Annotated in this window: 16 protein-coding genes; 7 read left to right on the top strand and 9 right to left on the bottom strand. The window is 45.6% G+C overall.

What is annotated here, in order from left to right:
* Nucleotides 1-397 precede the first annotated feature (397 nt).
* Nucleotides 398-2,611, top strand: a complete 2,214-nt coding sequence (locus tag K339_RS0128960) for a carbohydrate binding family 9 domain-containing protein (RefSeq protein ID WP_028526722.1) — start codon at nt 398-400, stop codon at nt 2,609-2,611.
* Nucleotides 2,612-2,662: 51 nt separating this feature from the next.
* Here the strand turns inward: K339_RS0128960 and K339_RS36335 are convergent, their stop codons facing one another.
* Genes K339_RS36335 through K339_RS0128935 form a run of 5 tightly spaced genes read right to left on the bottom strand, consistent with a single transcriptional unit; the run spans nt 2,663 to nt 7,006 of the window.
* Nucleotides 2,663-3,280: a TVP38/TMEM64 family protein gene (locus tag K339_RS36335; protein WP_051398328.1), complete on the bottom strand. Its 618-nt coding sequence runs from the start codon at nt 3,278-3,280 to the stop codon at nt 2,663-2,665.
* A 39-nt stretch (nt 3,281-3,319) separates the two neighbouring features.
* A complete protein-coding gene (locus tag K339_RS35195; RefSeq protein ID WP_051398327.1) occupies nt 3,320-4,375 on the bottom strand; it encodes a septal ring lytic transglycosylase RlpA family protein in 1,056 nt (351 codons plus the stop codon).
* The gene (locus K339_RS0128945; protein WP_028526721.1) at nt 4,372-5,172 is read right to left on the bottom strand and encodes a DUF4905 domain-containing protein; all 801 of its coding nucleotides are present in this window, start codon (nt 5,170-5,172) and stop codon (nt 4,372-4,374) included. Before K339_RS0128945 ends, K339_RS35195 begins: the two co-directional genes overlap by 4 nt.
* 10 nt (nt 5,173-5,182) lie before the next feature.
* A complete protein-coding gene (locus K339_RS0128940) occupies nt 5,183-6,340 on the bottom strand; it encodes an MFS transporter (protein WP_028526720.1) in 1,158 nt (385 codons plus the stop codon).
* A 6-nt stretch (nt 6,341-6,346) separates the two neighbouring features.
* Complete coding sequence (locus K339_RS0128935) at nt 6,347-7,006, bottom strand: HAD family hydrolase (RefSeq protein ID WP_028526719.1); 660 nt, start codon at nt 7,004-7,006, stop codon at nt 6,347-6,349.
* Between the two features lie 366 nt (nt 7,007-7,372).
* Between K339_RS0128935 and K339_RS35190 the strand changes: the two genes are divergently transcribed.
* The 3 genes from K339_RS35190 (at nt 7,373) to K339_RS0128920 (ending at nt 10,617) form a co-directional block, all read left to right on the top strand.
* A complete protein-coding gene (locus K339_RS35190) occupies nt 7,373-8,806 on the top strand; it encodes a PQQ-dependent sugar dehydrogenase (protein WP_037302193.1) in 1,434 nt (477 codons plus the stop codon).
* A gap of 381 nt (nt 8,807-9,187) precedes the next feature.
* On the top strand, nt 9,188-10,294 hold the full coding sequence (locus K339_RS0128925) for an Mrp/NBP35 family ATP-binding protein (RefSeq protein WP_028526718.1): 1,107 nt from the start codon (nt 9,188-9,190) through the stop codon (nt 10,292-10,294).
* A 74-nt stretch (nt 10,295-10,368) separates the two neighbouring features.
* A complete protein-coding gene (locus K339_RS0128920) occupies nt 10,369-10,617 on the top strand; it encodes a NifU family protein (protein ID WP_206019723.1) in 249 nt (82 codons plus the stop codon).
* Between the two features lie 118 nt (nt 10,618-10,735).
* Here the strand turns inward: K339_RS0128920 and K339_RS0128915 are convergent, their stop codons facing one another.
* The 3 genes from K339_RS0128915 to K339_RS0128905 form a co-directional block, all read right to left on the bottom strand.
* Complete coding sequence (locus K339_RS0128915; RefSeq protein ID WP_028526716.1) at nt 10,736-11,818, bottom strand: MBL fold metallo-hydrolase; 1,083 nt, start codon at nt 11,816-11,818, stop codon at nt 10,736-10,738.
* Between the two features lie 33 nt (nt 11,819-11,851).
* Nucleotides 11,852-12,391: a TetR/AcrR family transcriptional regulator gene (locus tag K339_RS36330; protein WP_051398326.1), complete on the bottom strand. Its 540-nt coding sequence runs from the start codon at nt 12,389-12,391 to the stop codon at nt 11,852-11,854.
* Between the two features lie 252 nt (nt 12,392-12,643).
* A complete protein-coding gene (locus K339_RS0128905) occupies nt 12,644-13,168 on the bottom strand; it encodes a 3'-5' exonuclease (RefSeq protein WP_028526715.1) in 525 nt (174 codons plus the stop codon).
* A 128-nt stretch (nt 13,169-13,296) separates the two neighbouring features.
* On the opposite strand from K339_RS0128905, the gene K339_RS35180 reads away from it, so the two are divergent.
* On the top strand, nt 13,297-13,647 hold the full coding sequence (locus K339_RS35180; protein WP_051398325.1) for a LytTR family DNA-binding domain-containing protein: 351 nt from the start codon (nt 13,297-13,299) through the stop codon (nt 13,645-13,647).
* A gap of 8 nt (nt 13,648-13,655) precedes the next feature.
* On the opposite strand, the gene K339_RS0128895 is transcribed toward K339_RS35180, so the two are convergent.
* The gene (locus tag K339_RS0128895) at nt 13,656-16,697 is read right to left on the bottom strand and encodes a PD-(D/E)XK nuclease family protein (RefSeq protein ID WP_051398324.1); all 3,042 of its coding nucleotides are present in this window, start codon (nt 16,695-16,697) and stop codon (nt 13,656-13,658) included.
* 239 nt (nt 16,698-16,936) lie between these two features.
* Here K339_RS0128895 and K339_RS0128890 point away from each other — a divergent pair, with 239 nt between their 5' ends.
* Nucleotides 16,937-20,089 carry a SusC/RagA family TonB-linked outer membrane protein gene (locus K339_RS0128890; protein WP_028526713.1) on the top strand — a complete coding sequence of 1,051 codons (3,153 nt, stop codon included), beginning with the start codon at nt 16,937-16,939 and terminating at the stop codon, nt 20,087-20,089.
* Nucleotides 20,090-20,115: 26 nt separating this feature from the next.
* Nucleotides 20,116-21,699 (top strand): RagB/SusD family nutrient uptake outer membrane protein, encoded by a 1,584-nt coding sequence (locus K339_RS0128885; protein ID WP_037302190.1) that lies wholly within the window; start codon nt 20,116-20,118, stop codon nt 21,697-21,699.
* Nucleotides 21,700-21,725: the final 26 nt, after the last annotated feature.

The following is a 21,725-nucleotide window of genomic DNA, read 5'->3' as shown; positions in this document are numbered from 1 at the left end:
AAAAAGAGGTTGTCCAAAAAGTCACAGGTTACAAAATATTCTTTGGTTTCAACCTCATCCCAACCCTTCCGCTCGGGCGGCCCCGTCCTTTCTGGAGAAGGGCTTAAAAAGTCCCCATCTCCAGAAAGGAGAGGGGGATTTAGGGGGTGAGGTTGAACAGAAACCGAAGATAATTTGGTGATACCAGACTTTTTGGAAAGCCTCTTTTTATTTTCGTCGGATGTGAGCATCCGACGGCACGTTTTGTGTTTTCGGTTACTTATAACCGAAATGTTTATTGAGCGTCGGATGTGAGCATCCGACGGCACACTGACGTATATCCCCTCGTTTGGGTGAAAGGTTATTGAAATAGAAGTGCTAACTTGCGATTTCTTTTGTGTCCAATTCCGCTTCATCCATGAATTATACCTTTACGCTGGTACTGTGCCTGCTGTCATTCTGCTGTTTTTCGCAAGATGTTCAACTGTTTAAACCTGATTCGGTTCGCAAAGAATTTGAGGCAGTGAAGATTTCAAATAACCTCAAAGTAGATGGTCATTTGAACGACAAAGAATGGCAGTTGGCCAAGCCCAAAAGCGATTTTATTGAAGTTGACCCCCGCCAAGGAGACAAACCCCGTCACCACACCGAAATTCGGGCTTTATTCAACCAAAACTATCTGTATTTGGGCGTTTTTAACCGCGATACTTTGGGCAAAAAATCCGTACGCGTTATTGATTTCAAGCGCGATTTTAACACCCGAACCTCTGATTTTGTGGGAATGAGTATCGATGGTTTCAACGACCGCCGAAACGCGATGGTCTTTACCACCAATCCCCACGGCGTGCAGCGCGATTTCTTGTCTTTTGATGCTACGTATATTGACTTAGATTGGGATGGGCTTTGGCGGGTTCGGACGACGCGTTCGGACTCAGGTTGGGTAGCCGAATTTGCCATTCCTTGGAAAACATTACGTTACGCAAAATCAGATACAGAAACCCAAAGTTGGGGCTTTAATGTTAATCGTGGGCGTCGCATGACCAACGAAAACTACGCGTTTTCGCCTTTCCCACGTTCGTTTAATGTCTTGCGTATGGACTATGCGGGTATCATCAAAGGGCTTCAACCGCCTCTGCCCACGGCCAACGTCCGCATACAACCTTACTTTTTGACTTCCTACGACCGTTATCGACAAATTGACGGCCGAAAACCCGAAGATGCGGCGGTAAAAGTAGGAGGTGAGATAAAGTGGGCGGTAAATTCGCGAGCGGTCTTGGATTTGACGTTCAATACTGATTTTGCGCAGGCCGACGCCGACCGACAAGTCAACAACGTTACACGTTTTTCGGTGTTGTTTCCCGAGCGTCGTCAGTTTTTCTTAGAAAATGCCTCGCTGTTTGGGATTGGAATCGGGCCTGCGTCGGATATGTCGGGAGGAACGATGCGCATTCAACCGTTTTTTAGTCGTCAAATTGGGTTAGACGGAACAGGTAATCCGATCCCAATTGATGCAGGTGCGCGCTTTGTGAGTCGTTCGGCCAAAACAAACTACGGGGCCATGTATATCCGTCAGCGAGGGTCGGCCTCCTCGCCGCTGACCAATTATTTTGTCGGACGTTATTCCGAAAACCTGGGCAAACAAAGTCGTTTGGGGGCATTGGTAACGGTCAAAAATGATTCAGGAAATACCAATATTGTGGGTAATGTGGACGGTTTTGTTCGCTTTGACGAGGCGCATTCCCTCAATTGGATGCTTAACGTCAGCCATGATACGAAGGGCAACGTGACGGGTGCAGCGGGTGCGGCACAGTATTTTTACGCCACCAACCAATGGAAAATATGGTGGACGCAATCGCTCATTTCAAAATCATATAACCCTGCGGTTGGATTTACTTCGCGTTCTGACGTCATCGGGACTACCCCAGGTATATTTTGGTTTTATCGGGGTAAGCACGTGCCTTTCAAAAAAATCATCCGTTCGGTAGAGCCTAGTTTGTTGGTTGAGTTTTACCACCAAGCGAGTACAGGGCGTTTGATTGAACGTTCGTACGGGTTAAGTCCCTTTTGGATAATGCTGCAATCGGGTGGTTTTATGGGTCACATCATGACACCAACTTACCAGTATTTGACCGAGTCGTTTAGTCCGTTGGGGGTAAAAATCAACGCAGGAAGCTATAATTATACGCGCCATGCTGTCTATTGGGGAAGTGATGGTTCCAAAAAAGTAAGCTTTAATTGGAACGGTGAATACGGAACGTATTATAACGGTAAACTGAATACGACCAACTTCAGTATGTTAGTAGCGCCAATTCCGCACGTTTCAATCACGGGAAGGTACAATCGGAATACTTTCAAAAATGTCGGTGCCAATCATACTTCTAAAAACATTGATTTGTGGTCGATAGAAGGGCGTTTTGCCGCAAATCCGCGTTTGCAATTGATTGGTTTTTACCAAAGAAATACCGACACCCAAGCCAATAATTACAACATCCGCCTTTCGTGGGAATACCAGCCGTTGTCGTTTATTTACATCGTATTCAACAAACGGGAGTTTCAATCAACCACTCGCCTAGATACGCGCAGTCAGGAAGACCATCTTATTGCGAAAATTAGCTATTTAAGACAATTGTGAGTGTCGAATGCAGATTGCAGAATGTCGAGTGGGGGGGATGACAAATGGAGTTTAGGCGTTTGCGGGTTTTGTGAGCTTTTTTCCAAAAAACCAAAAACAAATTCCTAACAAAACAGAACATCCTAGGGTGAGCATAAAGTTGTTTTGGTCGTAACCGATGCTACCACAGTAGGCGTAAAGCACACAAAGTGGGAGATAACCGATGAGGTTATAGATGAAGTATTGATTGAAAGGCATTTTGTTGAACCCGCAAACAACGCAAATACTTTCGGAGAGAATTGGAATGCCCCTTGACAAAAGAATTGCCAAGGGACCGTATTTTTCTAGAAAGAGCAAGGCGCGGTGCGTTGAAACCTGCGACTGTTTTTTACTGCCCATTTTGCCCAAATAGTAACCTGCCACACAGCCTAACATTAGCCCTGCCAAGGAAACAAGCGTACCCGACAACGTCCCAAGTACGTAGCCGTTGAAATACATGACCAAAATAGAAGGGACGGGCAAAAGTAAATCAGAAGCAAGCAAGAGGGTACTCAAAGCACCAAATTGCCACGGATAGTGCACAAGCGTATTTAATTTATCCGCAAAGACGGTTTCGAGGTTTTGGAACACCAAAAACGTAGCAATCACAAAACTGGCGAATACCAACAACGGATAAATTAAGCTTTTCATTCATCAACGCATTTGTAAGGCTAAAAAGTAGCCGTGTTGTTATTGCGCCAAATAGCTGATTTCGGCAATAAATTGTTTGCCTCCTGGCGAAAGTTTTTCTTGAGCACGGGCCGACAATTTGATAATAATGCGGTTGTTGGCGCTGATATCAGGAAGTTTGCCAATCACTTTGACCCAAACACTTTGGCTATTGTTCATGTTTTTGACCTGAATCAACGACCCCACGGGTGCGGTGCGGTGGAGGGCTAAATATTTGCTGTTGTTGTCGGTGCCGTCCAATACCTCTGCTACTCCCGTTTCCATGATACGTTTGCCTGTGTTGGCAATTTTAGGTTCGGGCAGATTGGCATTAGTCGGGTCTTCGGGGCGAACGGGCGGCGGAGGCAATTTCTCTTCGCTTGGCTTTTTGGCTTCGGTCAGTTTCACCGAATCCAATTTGTTCTTCTTGAGATAATCTTGATAAGTATTTTCCGAAACAATCAACTCTTGCCCCGAGCGAAGTTGGTCAGAGGTAAGTCCGTTCCAACGACGGATATCAGCCATCAATACGCCATATTTAATCGCAATTCCGTACAGCGATTGTCCGCCTTCTACTTTGTGTAAGCCTGTTTTAGGTGCCGAAATGGGGGCAGGTTTTACGTCTTCCTTTTCGGGTTCTTCCGTCGGGGTGGCGGTAGGTTTGGTGTCACCCTCTTTGCTTTTGTCTTCATCTACTTTGACAACGGGAGAGGTCTTCGACTGAATTTCGTAATCAAGAACGAGCTTACTTCCTTCGGGTTTTTTATCCGTCTTTTCGGGTTCTTTGGCGGCGGTTTTTGCTGGTGAACCGCCCGAGCGGGCAGGGACACGCACCACTTGCCCAACGGAAAGGTTGTCCTTCATTCCTGGGTTGGCATCTTTCAATGCCTTAATGGTGGTTTGGTACTTACGCATCACTGCGTAGAGGGTTTGGCCAGGTTCTACTTTGTGAATGACGTACGTTTTCCCATTTTTATTCTCGATGCCCGTAGAGTCGAATGTAAAGGGAGAAGCCATGGCCTTTGCTCCCATCAACAGCGCTACTACTACAAGGCAACATCCAACTCGCGTAATCATGGTTTCGGCAATTTTATAACGACTAATTCTTGTAAATTTTTCAAATACACTAAATGGTGCTCATTGTAAAAAGACTCACCAAAAGCAGTACTCGTCACGTCGGTTTCAAGGGTTTCGTGGTGAAGCACCGTTTTTGATGTATTTACGACCAAGATAGAGCGGGATAGAGCAGTTGCGTTAGCGTGGTAAAGATACTGAAAAAACAAAATATGTCCACCAATTTCCCCATAATTTAGGGCTTTTTGGGGTGTTTTGCCAATTATTTTTTGGATAAACTGACCGATAACCGAATAGTACGGGCTGCTTTCGGGGTGTTCGGTAGGAAAGCGCCAAGAAGCATTCGTAGCTGGTTGCTCAAGGACGGAAGCTGCCGAAAGGCTTCCGTCTCGTAAATGCCTGTGCGTGATGTTTAGCTGCAAATCGCTTTGGGTCTGTGCAGTTTGGAGCAACTGTCCGTTGGTAGCTACAAAGGAATACCCGTCTAGCTTCCAAAGCAATGCGCCCGTTTCGGCGTTGATGGCCAATAGTGATTTGGGAGCGGGTTGTTCGCTACCTGCATACGTATGAAACAACAAAACCCCCGAATAAAACCCAATCAGGCTGGTCCACCAATCGGTATCAGCGATTGTTTTTTGCCAACGAACAGCATTATTTTCTACGTCAATTACCGCCCATTCAACCCCCGACTTGCTCCGAAGTTCAACCGCCAATAAAGAAGACGTTGTCTCCGCAGGAATTGTGTCAAAAATAAGTCGCCAAACGGGTAGCGAAAAGGTAAAAGTGTGGGTGGGGAGCATTTGGGAAGTCTTAGTACAACTGGGCTTTGTTGGAAAGTAATGACCAAATGAGGGCTAAGATGGCCACGATGCCGATGGCAAATGAAAGGCTGACGGCGTTGGAAATGAGGCCAATGAGGGCTGGGCCAGCTAAAAAACCTGCCAAGCTAAAAGTATTCATGGTGGCTAGTCCAGCGCCTTTTGCCATGCCTGGGACGCGGGCTGCACTTCCGTATAAAATAGGTGCTCCACACGATACGCCTGCTCCAACCAACCCAAAGCCTAAAATAGCCGTGAGGGTATAGGGGAAAAACACGGCAATGAGAATGCCTGATGCGGCGATGATTCCACCCGTAACAAGCACTTTTCGGCTGCCGTATTGTGGAATAAGCGCATCACCAATAAACCGTCCAGAAGCCATAAAAAAAGCATAACAAGCAAAACCCCAACCAATAAAAAAGTCGTTGGCTTCTACCACCTCACGCATGTAAACAGCCGTCCAATCAGACATGGTACCTTCGGTGATGTTGGTACAAAGTGAGATGGCAATCATCCCCACCAATACGCGGTTGGGCCAAGCAAATTTAGCACCTCCTTCGCTTTTGAGCTTTTCTTCGTGAATGCCCATGATGATGGGCCGAGCCAAAACAATGATGGTTAGAATTGTGAGGGTGATGATGGAAACGTGTACCGCAGGAGGGACTTTAAAGCCCATCAAGACACTGGCCAAAGCCGAACCTATCATCCCGCCGCCGCTGAACATGCCATGTGACGTGGACATAATAAACGTCCCGTCTTGTTTTTCAATCGCCGTAACGCAGGTATTCATGGCTACGTTGGTAAAGGCAATGCCAATGCCTAAAAGTCCGAGTGCAATGGAGGTCATCCAAAGTGCAGGAACATTGACAGGCAGTAGATAAACCAAGGCCATCCCCGCGAGTCCACCAAGGGTGGTGGTTCTCATGCCGAAACGATTGATAACCAGCGTAGAAAGAGGGTTAGTGAGCGTCGAAGCCAAGGGCAAACTCAACAAGAGCATGCCAAGCTGCGCATCGTCTAAGCCATATTTTTGTTTAACAAAAGGAATCCACGTGACCCAATTTCCAAACAGAAACCCCACCGACGCAAAGATAGCTCCAATGGCCAGGCTGCGCTGGTTGGTAAAGTACGTTTTTAAGTGAGTTGTCATACCAAATTAAGAAAGCAATTGTTTTACGAAATCGAAGTTCAACGAATCGTAATTGGCAATATAAGCACTACAGGGCGGAAGCTCATTCGGACTATGCGAGGTAGTAACACCCACAACTTTCATGCCTGCGGCGAGTCCTGCTTTTACTCCCGAAACTGAGTCTTCAAAAACCACGCAGCGGTCAGGAGAAATTCCCAAACGTTCGGCGCTTTTGAGGTAAACTTCTGGGTTGGGTTTGTGCTGGGTAACGTCCCTTTCTGAGAGCATTGATTCCATTATTTGCCCCAACAATGGAATGCGTTCCACCATCATATCTAAGTTTTCAAATGGGGCAGAAGTAGCAATACCTGTTTTGACATTATTTTGCTTGAGGTCTTTCAAAAAAGGCAAGAGCCCAGAAATCGGCTCGGCAATGGAAGCATATAACTCGCGGAAAAGCGCTTCTTTTTCAAATTGGAGTTGAGTAAGTTCGGCTCCTTCTACGTTTTTTTTGAAAAAATAGCTCAAAATGTAGCTGTTGTGCTTGCCATACATGTGGTTTTGGAGCTCTTCTTCGGTCGGAACGATGGCGTATTGGTCCAAAAATTTACGCCAAGCGATGTTGTGAGTGGGGTTGGTGTCGGCAATAACGCCGTCCATGTCAAAGATTACTGCAATGTCTGTCATTTCGTAAATGGAAACTTTTGAGAAAAAGCTCCGCTGGATTGTTTTGAAGCTACAAAAGTAATGCCTCTTTCTCAATTGACGCTACGACTTTGTTTACCTTTTCTGACACTATATTGCTTTTACGTTAATGTGGGAAGGGTTGGGTTACCGTGCAGAGGGTTGCTCACAACCCGAGTAATTATCGTGCTGAGGGTTGCTCACAACCCGAGTAATTTCCTGATATTAAAATTGCTTTTGAGGTAGCGAGTCGGGTTGTGAGCAACCCTTCTCACGCAGGATGGAAAACCAATTTTGGGGAAATTGGTTAAAGACAACAGGATTTCTACTTAATTTACATCAAAAAACCAACCCCTATCTATTTCAAACATGTTTAAATACGCAGCGATTAGCTCAGTGGCGGCAACCGTGATTTTGGCCAGCCAACTGACGCATCAACCCCAGCCCACCACCGAGTATGTGGCTACACCTGCCGCTTTTGAAACGGCTGCCAACAACTACAAAAATTTCTGCTCAGGTTGTCACGGCGAAAAAGTAGAAATGTTTGTAGATCGCCAGTGGAAACATGGCAAAACGAAGGACGATTTAATCAAAAGTATCACCAACGGCTACCCCGACAATGGGATGCCTGCGTGGGGGAAGTCGCTCAAAAAAGAGGATATCAACGCCTTAGCCGACTATATTTTGGAGGGACTCGATAAAGCAAGCAAGTACAGCTTTGCGTCAAAACCTAAATCAAATATTTTTACATCGGAAGATATGACCGTGAAACTCGACACCATTGCCAGTGGGTTGAGTAGTGCGTGGGGAATGACATTTTTGCCCGATGGTGATATGCTCATTACCGACCGTAACGGCAGTATTTATCGGGTGGATAGAGATAAACAGAAGGAAAAAGTAACGGGTGGGCCTGAGGTGCTGGCCGAAGGTCAGGGGGGACTACTTGATGTGGAACTTCACCCTAAATTTGCCCAAAACCAACTGATTTATTTCTCTTATTCGGCTTTTAAAACGGTTGATGGAACAAAACTTTCTACCACGGCCGTTATGCGTGCCCGACTCATGGGAAACATGCTAACCGACCAAAAAGTAATTTTTGAGGCATTGCCTTACTTAAAAACGCGCCACCATTATGGTTCACGTTTGGAGTTTGATCGTAACGGCTTCTTGTTTGTATCAGTGGGTGATCGTGGGCAGCACCAGCCGCTCTTTCCGCAGTCGGTTGAAAATGCCTGTGGAAAAATTCACCGAATCAATGACGATGGAAGCATTCCTGCCGATAATCCGTATGTCAAACAAGACAAAGCGATTGCGTCGATATACTCGTTTGGGCATCGCAATCCGCAAGGTTTGGCCATGCACCCTACGACGGGCGAAATGTGGGAACATGAACACGGCCCACGCGGTGGCGATGAGTTGAATTTGATTCGAAAAAATGTCAACTACGGTTGGCCTACGATTTCGTACGGTATCAATTACGACGGAACGGTGTTGACGCCACTAACGGCCAAAGAAGGCATGGCGCAGCCTAATTTGTACTGGATTCCGTCGATTGGCCCGAGCGGGATGGCGTTTGTGACGGGCGATAAATACCCTGCTTGGAAGGGCGACTTGTTGGTAGGTTCGCTTCGTTTTAAGTACCTCAACCGTTGTAAAATGGAAAACGGAAAAGTAGTAAAAGAGGAAATTTTGCTCGAAAACCTCGGTCGTTTGCGCAACGTACAAATGGGTCGCGACGGTTATATCTATGTAGGGGTTGAAGATCCAGGTTTTGTATTTCGTTTAGTACCCGTGAAAAAATAATCGTGGCTCAGGTTATACGTAATCTGAGCCAAATCTACTTTTCAAGGACGGTTGAACGCATTCTAGAGTAGCTGTTGATTGCTCCAGAGGAGCTAAATCTTCGTAGAAAAATGAATCAAATCCCCCCCCAAAAAACCTTCGTCGGGGCGGCCGACGTTCGGTGAAAGATGTCACCCCGATGGGGCTTTTGGATGGCCTTTACCCTTTTTTTCTACTAAGATTTAGCCTCGCTGAGGCTACTTTTTTTAATGCGTTCAACCTGTTTTCAAGGACGGTGTTAGGGGTTTAGCAAACTTTCCTTGTACTTTTGGGGTTAGTTAAAAAAATTGACCAGTCCTATCATAGCAAAAGTGTACCCGAACTAGGGATACCGTCATTACAATGGGTGACCTAACGATTAACAAAGAAAAAATACTTCAAGCGCTCAGTACTGTACAAGAGCCAGATCTTAAAAAAGACCTTGTAACGCTCGGCATGATTCGAGACGTAGAAACAGGGCTTGACTTGGTAAGTTTTACGGTGGTGCTAACGACTCCCGCTTGCCCGTTGAAAGAACTCATCCGCAAAGATTGTACGGATGCCATTCATAAGTTTTTTGGCGATCATATTCGGGTCAATGTGAACATGACGGCCGATATTACGACCACTCGTTCGGGCGGGCCTGTGATGCCACAAGTAAAAAATATCATTGCCATAGCATCAGGCAAAGGAGGTGTAGGAAAATCGACGGTGACGGCCAATTTGGCCATGGCGTTGTTGCGTGCGGGGGCAAAAGTAGGCATTTTGGATGCTGATATTTACGGGCCTTCGATGCCTGTGATGTTTGGCGCCGAAGATATGCAGCCTCGCATTGTGACGCGTGATGGGCGCAACCTGATGATGCCGATTCAGCAATGGGGAATCAAACTGATTTCGATGGGCTTCTTAGTGCCTGCCGAAAGTGCCACTGTTTGGCGCGGCCCGATGGCGAGTACGGCATTGCGACAGTTGATTGGTGATGTAGAATGGGGCGAATTAGATTATTTGTTGATTGACCTGCCGCCTGGCACAAGTGACATTCACTTGACGTTGGTGCAAGCATTGCCCGTTACGGGAGCAGTAATTGTGACAACGCCTCAGAAGGTTGCCTTGGCCGATGCCATCAAAGGTTTGGCAATGTTCCGTCAGCCGCAAATCAATGTTCCTGTGCTTGGGGTCGTTGAAAATATGGCCTATTTTACCCCTGCCGAACTTCCCAACAATAAGTATTTCTTGTTTGGAAAAGATGGAGGAAAAGAACTTGCGTCAAAGTTTGATGTTCCAGTCATTGGGCAAATTCCGTTGGTACAGGGGATTCGTGAAGGAGGAGATGAAGGCCGCCCAGCGTTTTTGAGTGAAGATGAAATTACAAAAGCTGCATTTCAAGAAGCAGCCGAAAGTTTGGCGCAGCAGGTGGCCATTCGGAATGCGACTCAGGCCAAAACCAAACAGGTCGAGATTCGGGTGTAGAAAAGTCCGAACCTTGATTGGCAATGAAAAAATGTACATATTAGCGTTTTAATCACAGGTTAATACAAACATTCATGGAAGAATTAAAATCACGCGTGGAAAATGCCCTCAATAGCATTCGTCCGTATTTGGAGGCGGATGGGGGCAACGTCAAAGTGAAAGAAATTACGGATGACATGACCGTAATGTTGGAGCTCACGGGTGCTTGTAGTGCTTGTCCTATGTCTTCAATGACGTTTAAGGCAGGCTTGGAAGAGGCTATTTTGAAATCGGTACCCGAAATCAAAAAAGTAGAAGCCCTCAACCTAACGCCTGCATTTTAAGGAAAAAGTCTTCATTTTGATAGCATAGCGGAGTGAGCATCGTACTCATTCAAAGCAAAAAGCGCTTCTGAGTATCAAACTTAGAAGCGCTTTTTATTTGGGAATACCTCACCAAAAGTTATTTCCACCAAGCCTTGTTAGGATAATGGCGATTAATTTGTACCACTTCGCCAATCATAGGGGTTGTTATTGGAACGTTTAGCGCTTGTGCTTTTTTGGTAACACGCTCGATGGGTTCCATCCACGGATGGAGACCTAAGGTAAACTTGGCCCAGTGAACGGGTAAAAGTGTTTTTGCTTTTAGTTCAACGGCTGCTTGGGCTACTTCTTCGGGCATCATGTGAATGTATTTCCACATGTGATTGTACTGGCCACATTCCAAAATCGCTAAGTCAAACGGCCCGTATTTCTCGCCAATTTCTTTAAAATGGGTGTCATATCCTGAATCTCCCCCAAGGTACAGGTTGTATTGGGGTGTTTTTAAAATAAAGGATGACCAAAACGTTTGGGCACGTTTAAACCCTCTGCCCGAAAAATGGCGGGCGGGCGCGGCGGTGATTTCTAACGAATCGGCAACGGTTGTGTTTTCCCACCAGTCTAACTCATTGATTTGTGAAGGAGAATAACCCCAATGTTGTAAGTGCGACCCTACACCCAGCGATGTAACTACTTGTTTTACTTTGGGTTGAAGGGCTTTGACGGTTGGGTAGTCGAGGTGGTCGTAGTGGTCGTGTGAAATAATGAGGAGGTCGATGGGTGGAAAATCATCCAAGGAATAGACATTACTGCCGCCGTAGTTGGAACCAAAAAAAGAAACAGGTGAGGCATTTCCACTAAAAACAGGATCTACCAAAATAGTTTTTCCTTCAACCTTTAAGAAATACGATGAATGTCCAAACCAAACCACCGAAGGAGCATCGTTGGGAAGATTTTTTAAATCGGTTTTAACCGACGGGAGGGGTTGGTTAGGCTCTTTATTTTCGACTTTGACAAAATAGGCTTTGAGAATATCCCAGTAGGTAGTGCCTTCGGCAAGGTCGGGGGTAAGGTGTTGATTTTGGAAACCTTTTTCTTTGTAATGAGACGATTTTTTGATTTTCTCAAGGTGCGCTCCCTCAGGATTTCGCCCAAATTGCGGCTGTTGCATGTAAAAATAACCTCCCAAAGCGAGGGCGGCTAAAATGAGAAGGGTTGTCATCATGGTTTTTTTGAATTTGCGAGACATTTGTCGGTGTTAGTTGGGGTATTTACTTTTAAGAAAAGCGAGGGTAGTTTCAATGTACTCTGGAGACGGAGAAAGGGCAAGTTGGTGACTAAAACCGTCTAAAAGCATCATTAAAATCTTTACTTCTTGTTCGGGTTGTGCGTATCCGAGCGCCCGAAAACCATCGGTAAGTGCTTGGATCACTTTTAGGTGCGCAGGGCTTGGGGTGTAGGTTTGGTTCTTGTATTTTTTCTGCCACTTGAGTGAAAACTGTAGCATCCAAAATTCACGCTCTTCCTGAAAAAGCTTAACGGGTAGTTCGAGCGTAGCGTGGATTTGATCAATGGGGTTGGACAACTGTAAAATACGCTCGGCATTGGCGCTAAGTCGCTCTTCGCTCATGGCGACGATGGCGTCCATAAGGCCGTCTTTGTTGGTAAAATGGCGAAAAATCAACCCTTCCGATACGCCCGCTTCTTTAGCAATGAGGCTTGTGGGGGTGGTGTCAAACCCTTTTTCGGCAAAAAGCCGAAGGGCGGTTACCAAAATAAGCTCTTGTTTTTCAGTCATTGTTTAATGAAAGTGAGTAATCACTTACAAAACTTGCTGACTTAGAAAATGGTTCAAGAACGGAGAAATATTTTGCTGTGGGGTGGCGTCGGAGACGCTGGGCCGTTTGCGTCCCGAATCGGAGTTCGGGACGAGCATGAGGCGTCAGAGACGCTGGGCCGTTTTCGTCCCGAATTGGAGTTTGTGACGAGTATGAGGCGTCGGAGACGCTGGGCCGTTTGCGTCCCGAATTGGAATTCGGGACGAGCTAGTTTACGGGCGCCAATCTTTTAGAATGCCAGCGTGGTCATTTTGGAGGAGCTGCTCAAACAATAGGGTAGTGGCTGAGGCGTCGCCCATGGCGCGGTGATGATTGACGTGTCGGATTTGGAGGTCGCGGCAAATGTTGCCCAAACTGTAGGACTTATAGCCAGGGAAAATTTTCCGACTTAATTTCACAGTACACAGCGTATCGCGTTTGAAATATTCATCCAAACGGTTGAACTCCCGTTGCACAAACCCATAATCGAACGAGGCATTGTGCGCTACGAAGGCAGCATTGAGGGTCATTCGGCGTACTTCGTCGGCTATTTCTTCAAAAGTTGGGGCATCTTTGACCATCTCGTTATCGATTCCCGTCAGTTGGGTAATAAAACTAGGAATCCAACATGCAGGATTGACCAGGCTTTGGTAAGAATCTATGATTTGGGTGCCATCGTGGCGGATAATTGCAATTTCAGTGATGCGGCTTGTGGCGTAAGTGCCGCCCGTGGTTTCAATGTCAACAATGGCAAACATATATATCGATATAAACTAAGCTGCAAAAATACGGGAAAATTGCGGGAAGTGAAGGGTAGTTTTCCCCTTGAATGGCCAAAGGCAAATCATGCACCTTTGTACAACTATTCACTAACTCCCTGCTACTCATGAAAGTATATGAACTTGCATTTACCAAAAAAGGCGTTGCTGGCTTACGTCTTCCATGTACTGGAGGAAAAGTATTTGTGCCTTTAAGTGAAATTGTTCGCTTGGAGGGGCGTCGAAATTACACCCTTATCGTGATAAATGCCCATCCACCGATGCTTGTAGCCAAAACGTTAGGGCTTTTCGAAACAGAATTATCTAACTCATTTGTAAGAATTCGGCGGGGATGTATTGTGAATTTGCATCATGCTTCCGTCGGCAATGATGGGTTTGTTCGCCAAAAAGATGGCTTTACTGCACCCGTAGCCCGACGAAGGGCCAAGCAACCTGCATTGCTCATACAGGCTGCTTGAGAGGCGATTTATCGACCACAAATTTCCCTAAAATCACAAAACTGACAAGCTGTTAAGTAGTCGGTTTTGCGGAAAGGCTCATCAGGATTGAGAAGTTTATCTACGACAAAGGCGCGAAGGTAGTTTTCCGATTGTTCTACATACGATTCTGCGTCTTGGCTATCGCCAAATTTTAAAGGATTGAAAATAAAACCACGTTTGATATTGCGTAGCGAGTAAAAGCCCGAAGTCACTTCGTAGGCATCTAAGTGAAACTCACGCCCGCGCAAACGCAAGCCTTTTTCACGCAACATTTGTTTATAAATCAGGTATTGATAAATCCATAACTGCCTGATTTTTTCATGGTTTGAGTTGTCACCCGAGCTCATGATATGGTCAAGTTTGTCGGGGGTAACTTTGGGGAGCTGTTCGATTTTGCCCGTTTTGTAATCGGCCACGCGAATGACGTTGTCGAGGAGTTCTACTCGGTCAATTTTACCCGCAATTTTCAAAGCGAGTGAGCCGTCTGACAAAGGTACGTCAAAGGTCGCGGTCAATTTTTGTTCGGTAGCGAGCACAGTAAGGTTTTCATCGCGTTGGCGTTGTTCTTTCAGAAAATCCAACACGGTTTGCTCGGCTACTTGATACAAAAGACGATTGATACCCGATTCTGGGTCATAACCTCGGAACAATTTGGCAAATTCTTCGCGCAAAATGGCCTTGATTTCGGCATCGCTAATGGGCTTGCCGTCCATCAAAAATTCGATGTCAATACGTTCCAACACGGCGTGTATCCACGAACCAAAATCAGCAGCCCCCATTCTTTCTTCCACTTCTTCGTCTTCCGAAACCCCAGCCACGCGGCTAAAATAATATTGAAGTGAGCATTTTAGGTACTGGTTGAGGTGGGTTGCGTATAGACCACCGTTAGCTAAGTTTTGACGTAAAAATGCCAGCGTTTCGGGGGTTTTGGGCACAGTCCAATCGTTGTTGAGGGGTTGTTTTTGGTTTGCTGTTTTGGGTTTACCGTTCTTTGTCATACCGACGAAGGAGGTATCTAACACCCGCTCATCGACGAAGGAGGTATCTAACACCTGCTCATCTGCTGATTGCTGGTTTTCCTGAAACCTAACTACGTGTTCAGTAAACTTGATATTACCGTTGGCTTTGGGTACAAGTTCATGCTCAATTTGGAGAATAAAGCGACTTTTTTCGCCGCCATTGTAGGTGTTTGAATCAGTTACATAGACCAGGTGAACGTCGTTGGCGCGTTGTAAAAGCCGATAAAAATGGTACGACATTACCGCGTCTTGGTCGCTAAAAACGGGCAAACCCGCTTCTTTGGCAATGTCAAACGGGATGAGCGAATTTTGGCGTTTGGTCATCGGAAAAACCCCTTCGTTCATCGACAAAATAATGATTCGTTCAAAGTCTAATGCCCTGGTTTCGAGCATCCCTATGATTTGGAGCGGACTGACGGGTTCGCCACTAAACGGTATGCGTGTTTGGCGGATAAGTTCGTACAAAAACGCTTTAAACGTACGCAAATTGAGCTTTTCAACGTGCTCAGAACTGAGCGTAGTTTCGAGTTGTTTGAGGAGTGTATAAAACAAGTACAGGTACTCCGTTTCAATTGCGTTTTGGGTGTCTTTATATACCTCACGTAAAATATCAATCAGGTCATAGAATACCTTGATGACGGTGTGTGGGTTGTCGTCCCAGCGGCTAAAAAGTGTTTTGAAAAGCGGGTGTTGTTGCCCCCATTCGAGGAGTAGGGTAGGGTCGAGATAGACCAAATTGCGCTGCTGAATTTCCCGAATGGTCACTTGAATGATGGTCTCGGTCGAAACATCACGCTGTTGTAGTGCTAGAAACTCATAACGACGAATAAAGGGGTGATTCAGGACTTTTTGTACCGTTCGGTGGTTGAATTTGGGAATTTTTATGGCTCGTCCATCTTTTGACCTAAATTCGGCAATGGTAAATTGTAACTCAAAAAGGGAGTCGATAAGCGTAAATAACAGCGAGTTACGAAGCGTAAGACCCATCGTTACGTTCAAATCGGTGATGGATTCATCAAGCCCATTGAGCATCGGAACGAGAAGATTTTCGTCGGCCAAAACAATACCCACGGGGCGTTGTTCCGAACCACCTTGTCCTTCCGCGCACCATTGTTGGTAGAGCTCGCCCGCCACTTTCGCCTGCATCGAAGCATTCGGAACGGCATAGACGTGCATGTCTTTCTGGGTACCTAACAAATGGCTTTCACTCCATTTCCATTCACCTGACCAAGCCGCGTCACGGTATTTTCGCAAAAATTTTCCCCCTTCGGCGAGTGGATTATCGCGCATATAGTAGTAATCACAGTCCCAAATCGTTTCGGCTTGTTTGGCATTAACGAGGGTTTTGATGATTTTCTCTTCGGCCCCAGTCAGGGCATTGAAGCCAACAAAATAGTAACGAGGTTTGATTGAATGGTCAGCGGTGAGTAGGACATCAACTGCATTTTCAGCTAAATCGCGGTAGGCCATTCCTCGAAACGCCCTGTTTCTGTCTTTTAGGTCTTTTTTGAATGAAAAATATACCTTTTTTAGGTTTGAGAACAACTCAAAATACGCTTTTAGGCGATCTGATTGGGTAGAAACATTGCTGTTTGGCCAATCGACTTGCCACCGTTCTAGGGCTTTGGCTTCGGTGATATAGTCAAAAAGGTAATCGGCATCAATCAGATACTGATCAATTTGGTCAAAGTCACGCAGTAACATACTACCCCACTGCAAGTAGCGATCGAAGGTGATATTTTTATCAACTTGCTTGAAAATATCGTACAATTCAAAGAGTAGGCTCACATTATCGGCAATTTCGATTTTACAACGGTCAGCTACAAAATCGTCAATTGCGACTACTTCAGGTGCCAAAAATGGCTGAGTAGAACACTGGGCCAAAGCACGCTTTAAAAAATACCCCGAACGTCGGGTAGGAACAATGATGGATAACTGCTCAAGTTGCCGAGTGTCAGGATGTTTTGAAAAAATATACCGAGCTGTTTTTTCTAAAAAGGATTCAATCATGGCCAAGCGTTGTATTTAATGTTTTGGTTTAAGGTTTAAGGTTTTGTAGGTAAAATAAGTATTTTTCGTCGCTAAAATGTGGGGTTTTAGCCGATGTTACTAAGAATACTTACTGATTTTTAGAGATATTATTTTAATCATGTTTTAATTTCGCGCTTACATTAGCACAAAAGCACCTAATTTTGTGCTAAGTAAGTGAGTTAACACCATTTGTTTAACTAAAAACCAAACTAAATCGTATGCGTAATTTTTTACTGGCAAGCTTTTGCTTGTTATTGGGCTTTTGCACTCAACTCAGAGCGCAAGAGCGTACCGTTACTGGTGCAGTCACCAGTAGTGATGACAGTTCTCCATTACCTGGGGTAAGTGTAGTTGTGAAAGGTACGCTAGTAGGAACTGTTACGGATGGTAACGGGAAGTACTCAATCCGAGTTCCTAATGGCAATAGTACCTTGGTGTTTTCATTCGTAGGAATGGAAGAACTTGAAGTGTTGGTAGGCAGCCAATCAGTAATTAATCCTTCGCTTAAAACCCTAGCCAATGAGCTGAGTGAGGTCGTGGTCGTTGGATACGGTGTGCAGCAGCGTAAAGCTTTTACAGGGTCTGCTTCAAAAGTAGATGCCAAACAATTTGCAAACTTGATGACTCCTTCGATCGACAAGCAGTTGGCTGGTCGTGCGACAGGGGTACAGGTAACGAACGTGGGTGGTGGTGTTAACACGCCAGCACGTATCCGTATTCGTGGTACAAACTCAGTAAACCAAGCCAATGACCCATTGATTGTCGTTGATGGAATACCTATCATTTCGGGTAACTTGGCAAGTACAACCAACTCAAACGCTTTGGGAGATATTAACCCTGCCGACATCGAAAACATGGAAGTGTTGAAAGATGGATCGGCTACGGCGATTTATGGTTCAAGAGCGGCTGCGGGAGTAATCTTGATTACCACCAAAAAAGGCGCAAAAGGAAGAGGCAAAGTTAGCTACGATGCTTCCATCGGTTTCAACAACGCCCTCAAGCGTTTTGACGTCTTGAATGCCCAAGAATTTGTGATGATTGCCAACGAAAAATTGGCCAATGCAGGTCAAGCTTTGCGTGCCAACATGGACGCAGCTCAAACCAACACCAACTGGCAAGACCAAGTGATGGTAAACAATGCAGCGGTGCATAACCACACCCTAAGTGCGCAAGGTGGTACTGAAAAGACTAGCTACTACATGTCGCTCAACTACTCGCAGCAACAAGGTATCATCATTACCAACTTTAACAAAGCATACCGTGCGCGTTTGAACGTAGAACACGAAGCAAACAAGTACCTTAAAGTGGGTAACAACATTACCATTAGCCGCCAAGACGATGGAGACCAAAACAACGGTACAAACGCCTTGAGTGGTGCGATTTCGTCAACGCTTCGTTTGTTGCCAAACGTTTCGCCTTTCAATGCCAATCACCCAACAGGCTACAATATCAACTGGCCAAGTGGTAACTCAATGAACCCAGGCGCTAACACGACTTCAGTGGATGACAACTTCACGAATGCTGCTTTTACGTTACGTAACAACCAGTACCGTTCAGACAAATATCGTATCATCAACAACAGCTTTATCGAAATTTCTCCGATCCAAGGCTTGAAATTGCGTTCGGTATTCTCGGCAGATATGTTAAGTGATTACAGCTTCCAAAGCTGGACAAACCTTCACGGTGACGGTTACGGAACATCAACGGGTGGAACAAACGGTTATGTTTACAACGAAAACCAAAACCGTTTGCGTTATACATGGCAAAACTACGTGAACTACAACTTGACGTTGGGTAAAAACCACAATATTTACTTGACAGCAGGTCACGAAGTGCAACGCGATAACTACAAGTGGCACTCGACATCAGGTTCAAACATCTCGGATATGTTCTTCATCAAAGAAAACTTTATCACGGGTAGTGCAGCCATTCAGACAACGGGTGGATCAATGACGCAGTCTGGTTTTGAATCATTTTTTGGTCGTTTCAACTACGATTTCAACAACAAATATTTTGTACAAGCGTCGATTCGTCGCGATGGACAAAGCTCTTTGGCACCTGAAAAACGTTACGGGGTATTCCCAGGTTTCTCAGCAGGCTGGCGCGTATCGCAAGAAGGTTTCTGGGTAAACAGTGGCTTGAGCCAATACTTTAACGAAGTGAAATTAAAAGCTTCGTACGCAAGAGTAGGTAACACTTTGAGCGGTTTCCCTTACTTGAGTACGTATGGTGCTCGTCCGTACGGAAACATCAGCGGTATTGCAGTATCGGCTATCGGTAACTCTGACTTGCAGTGGGAAACCAGTAACAAATACGACGTAGGGGTTGATATTGGTATCCTTAACAACCGTTTCAACCTAACAGCGGATTACTTCATCAATGACGTTGATAATTTGGTACTAGGTGTTCCAACGCCTTTGAGCGCAGGGGTTCCTGGTAACTCAATTTCTCAAAACATTGGCTCGCTTCGCAACAAGGGTATTGAGTTGTCGATTGGTGGTGACATCTTGAGAACAAAAGACTTCACTTGGAATGCCAACTTCAACTACTCAAATATCAAAAACCAAATCACTGCCCTTTATTCAATCGGTGGTACGGCGGTTCCATACATCCAAAACGGTGGCTATAACTTGATTGAAGTAGGTCAACCTATCAACGTGATTCACGGATACCAGTTCTCAGGTGTAAACTCTGCCAATGGTAACCCAGTGTACGTGAAAGCTGACGGAACACTTGCTCAATTGAACATTTCTAACGGTTCACCTTTCTCAATCGGTGGGTATTATGTAGCTTCTGGACAAAACGAAGGTACATTGGGCGCTCAAACGTCGTTGACTTTCAATGACCGTGCGCGTTTAGGAAATCCTACACCAGTGTGGTTTGGTGCATTTACCAACAACTTTAACTACAAAGGGTTGAGCTTAGAAGTAATGTTGCGTTACTCAGGTGGAAACAAAATCTTCAACATCACTCGTCAAGATGCGTTGATGAACCAAAGTTTCCAAAACAACGGTCGTGAGATTCTTGAGAGATGGCAGAAGCCTGGCGATATTACCAACGTACCTAAGTTGTACTATGGCCAAGGTAACAACATCAACCAATCTCAATTGGCAAACTCTCGTTTCTTAGAGAGCGGCGATTACCTCCGTTTACAAAACATCGTATTGACTTACAGTGTACCAAGCAAAGCGTTGACAAAAGCAACGAAAGGTTTTGTGCAGAGTTTGCGTTTGTTTGCGCAAGGACAAAACTTGGCTGTATGGACAAAATACAGCGGAGCTGACCCTGACAACATCAGTACGTTGGGTTTAGACAACGCAGTTAGTCCACAAATTAGAACCGTTTCTTTTGGTTTAAATGTTGGTTTTTAATTCACACTACGACAAACGATTGATTTATGAAAACATTAGTAAAAAGAATATTAATAGGAGCGATTCCACTGGCGATGATGAGCAGTTGCGAAACCGCCCTGGACAAAAGCCCTTTCAACGCCATTACCGATGCCAGTGCATTCAGCACGGCTGACCGTTGCCTCTTGTCGTTGTATGGCGTATATGATGCGGCACAAAGTAGCCCGTACACCGATGGTTCGGTACGTGGGTATCCTTTTGGAGCGGCCAACATCGAACAAGGTGATGCACGCGGCGAAGACGTTATCAACGTAGCGGCTTTCTTCCAAATTACCTATCAAGCTACTTACAACACCACCACTGCCAACAACGTAGGGCATTGGGGAGCGTTGTACGCGCTTATCAATAAAGCGAACATTTCGATTGATGGCTTTAAAAATGCAGCCAAGTCGAATATCATTACGGCGGCCGCTGCTTCTCAATTTGAAGCAGAATGTCGTTTCTTGAGAGCATTGGCGCACCACGAAGCCGTGACGCTTTTTGCAAGACCATATTTGGATGGAAACGGAAATAAATTAGGGGTTCCTTACCGTGATTTTGCCATTAACTCAGGTTCGGCAGTAGATCAAGTAAGAGCGATTCCTCGTCCAACGGTAGCTGAGAACTACGAGAAAATCTTAGCTGATTTGGATTTTGCTGAAACAAACTTGCCAGCGACACTTTCACCAGGAACGGTTCGTGCGACAAAAGCAGCGGCTATTGCCTTGAAACAACGCGTGAAATTGCACAAAGGTGACTGGGCAGGTGTGATTGCTGAAGGTGCTAAATTGGTACCTGCGGCAGCGCCATTTGTAAGCCCAATTGGTGCTTGGAAATTGACAGATGAGCCTAATGGCGCATTCACAAACAACAACTCGACGGAGAGCATCTTCTCTATTCGTAACGATGCTTTGGATAACACGGGTACCAACGGCGCTTTGCCAAGTATGTATGGTGCGGCTAACTTAGGTGCGCGTGGTTTGTTGGCAATTTCGCCAATCATCTGGAACAATGCGAAATGGTTGGAAACTGATAAGCGTCGTACGCAATTGTACCTTACTGGTGCCAATGCCAACGGAGCCTCAACTGTAAACGTATTTACTAAAAAATACACGTCTTATACCGAAAGAGCTGACTTTGCACCGCAGATTCGCTACGCTGAAGTATTGTTGAACTCAGCTGAAGCCGAAGCTCGCCAAGCAACGGGGGTGTCTGATAGAGCGATTGCTTTGTTGAACGCCGTACGTAACCGTGCCCTTGCTGCACCTGCGACAGAAGCATACACCGCTGCCAGCTTTGCTGACAAAAAAGCGCTTATCGCGGCAATTTTGTTGGAGAGAAGAATTGAGTTCTTAGCAGAAGGAAAACGTTGGTCGGATATTCACCGCAATGCCGTTGATCCAGATTTCAACACAGGTGGTATTCCTGCCAAGTATGCGAATGCGGCACAAGGAGCGGCTTTGTACAAGGTAGGTGGAGCGATCAATCCAACTCAAGCGGCTATCCCTTACGCTGATTTCCGTTTTATCTGGCCAATCCCAGATACCGAGAAAACGCAGAACCCAATCATCGAACAAAATCCGGGCTACTAATCGCTTAGGTATATTTTATTCGTATT

The sequence above is a fragment of the Runella limosa DSM 17973 genome (assembly GCF_000482465.1).
Lineage (GTDB): Bacteria > Bacteroidota > Bacteroidia > Cytophagales > Spirosomataceae > Runella > Runella limosa.
Note: the sequence above shows the minus strand (reverse complement) of the source record. Positions and strands in the feature narration are given on the sequence as shown.

Excerpts from the sequence above, each read along its gene's own strand:
- K339_RS0128960 (WP_028526722.1), top strand. The coding sequence starts at position 398 with ATGAATTATACCTTTACGCTGGTACTGTGCCTGCTGTCATTCTGCTGT.
- K339_RS36335 (WP_051398328.1), bottom strand. The coding sequence starts at position 3,280 with ATGAAAAGCTTAATTTATCCGTTGTTGGTATTCGCCAGTTTTGTGATT.
- K339_RS35195 (WP_051398327.1), bottom strand. The coding sequence starts at position 4,375 with ATGATTACGCGAGTTGGATGTTGCCTTGTAGTAGTAGCGCTGTTGATG.
- K339_RS0128945 (WP_028526721.1), bottom strand. The coding sequence starts at position 5,172 with ATGCTCCCCACCCACACTTTTACCTTTTCGCTACCCGTTTGGCGACTT.
- K339_RS0128940 (WP_028526720.1), bottom strand. The coding sequence starts at position 6,340 with ATGACAACTCACTTAAAAACGTACTTTACCAACCAGCGCAGCCTGGCC.
- K339_RS0128935 (WP_028526719.1), bottom strand. The coding sequence starts at position 7,006 with ATGACAGACATTGCAGTAATCTTTGACATGGACGGCGTTATTGCCGAC.
- K339_RS35190 (WP_037302193.1), top strand. The coding sequence starts at position 7,373 with ATGTTTAAATACGCAGCGATTAGCTCAGTGGCGGCAACCGTGATTTTG.
- K339_RS0128925 (WP_028526718.1), top strand. The coding sequence starts at position 9,188 with ATGGGTGACCTAACGATTAACAAAGAAAAAATACTTCAAGCGCTCAGT.
- K339_RS0128920 (WP_206019723.1), top strand. The coding sequence starts at position 10,369 with ATGGAAGAATTAAAATCACGCGTGGAAAATGCCCTCAATAGCATTCGT.
- K339_RS0128915 (WP_028526716.1), bottom strand. The coding sequence starts at position 11,818 with ATGATGACAACCCTTCTCATTTTAGCCGCCCTCGCTTTGGGAGGTTAT.
- K339_RS36330 (WP_051398326.1), bottom strand. The coding sequence starts at position 12,391 with ATGACTGAAAAACAAGAGCTTATTTTGGTAACCGCCCTTCGGCTTTTT.
- K339_RS0128905 (WP_028526715.1), bottom strand. The coding sequence starts at position 13,168 with ATGTTTGCCATTGTTGACATTGAAACCACGGGCGGCACTTACGCCACA.
- K339_RS35180 (WP_051398325.1), top strand. The coding sequence starts at position 13,297 with ATGAAAGTATATGAACTTGCATTTACCAAAAAAGGCGTTGCTGGCTTA.
- K339_RS0128895 (WP_051398324.1), bottom strand. The coding sequence starts at position 16,697 with ATGATTGAATCCTTTTTAGAAAAAACAGCTCGGTATATTTTTTCAAAA.
- K339_RS0128890 (WP_028526713.1), top strand. The coding sequence starts at position 16,937 with ATGCGTAATTTTTTACTGGCAAGCTTTTGCTTGTTATTGGGCTTTTGC.
- K339_RS0128885 (WP_037302190.1), top strand. The coding sequence starts at position 20,116 with ATGAAAACATTAGTAAAAAGAATATTAATAGGAGCGATTCCACTGGCG.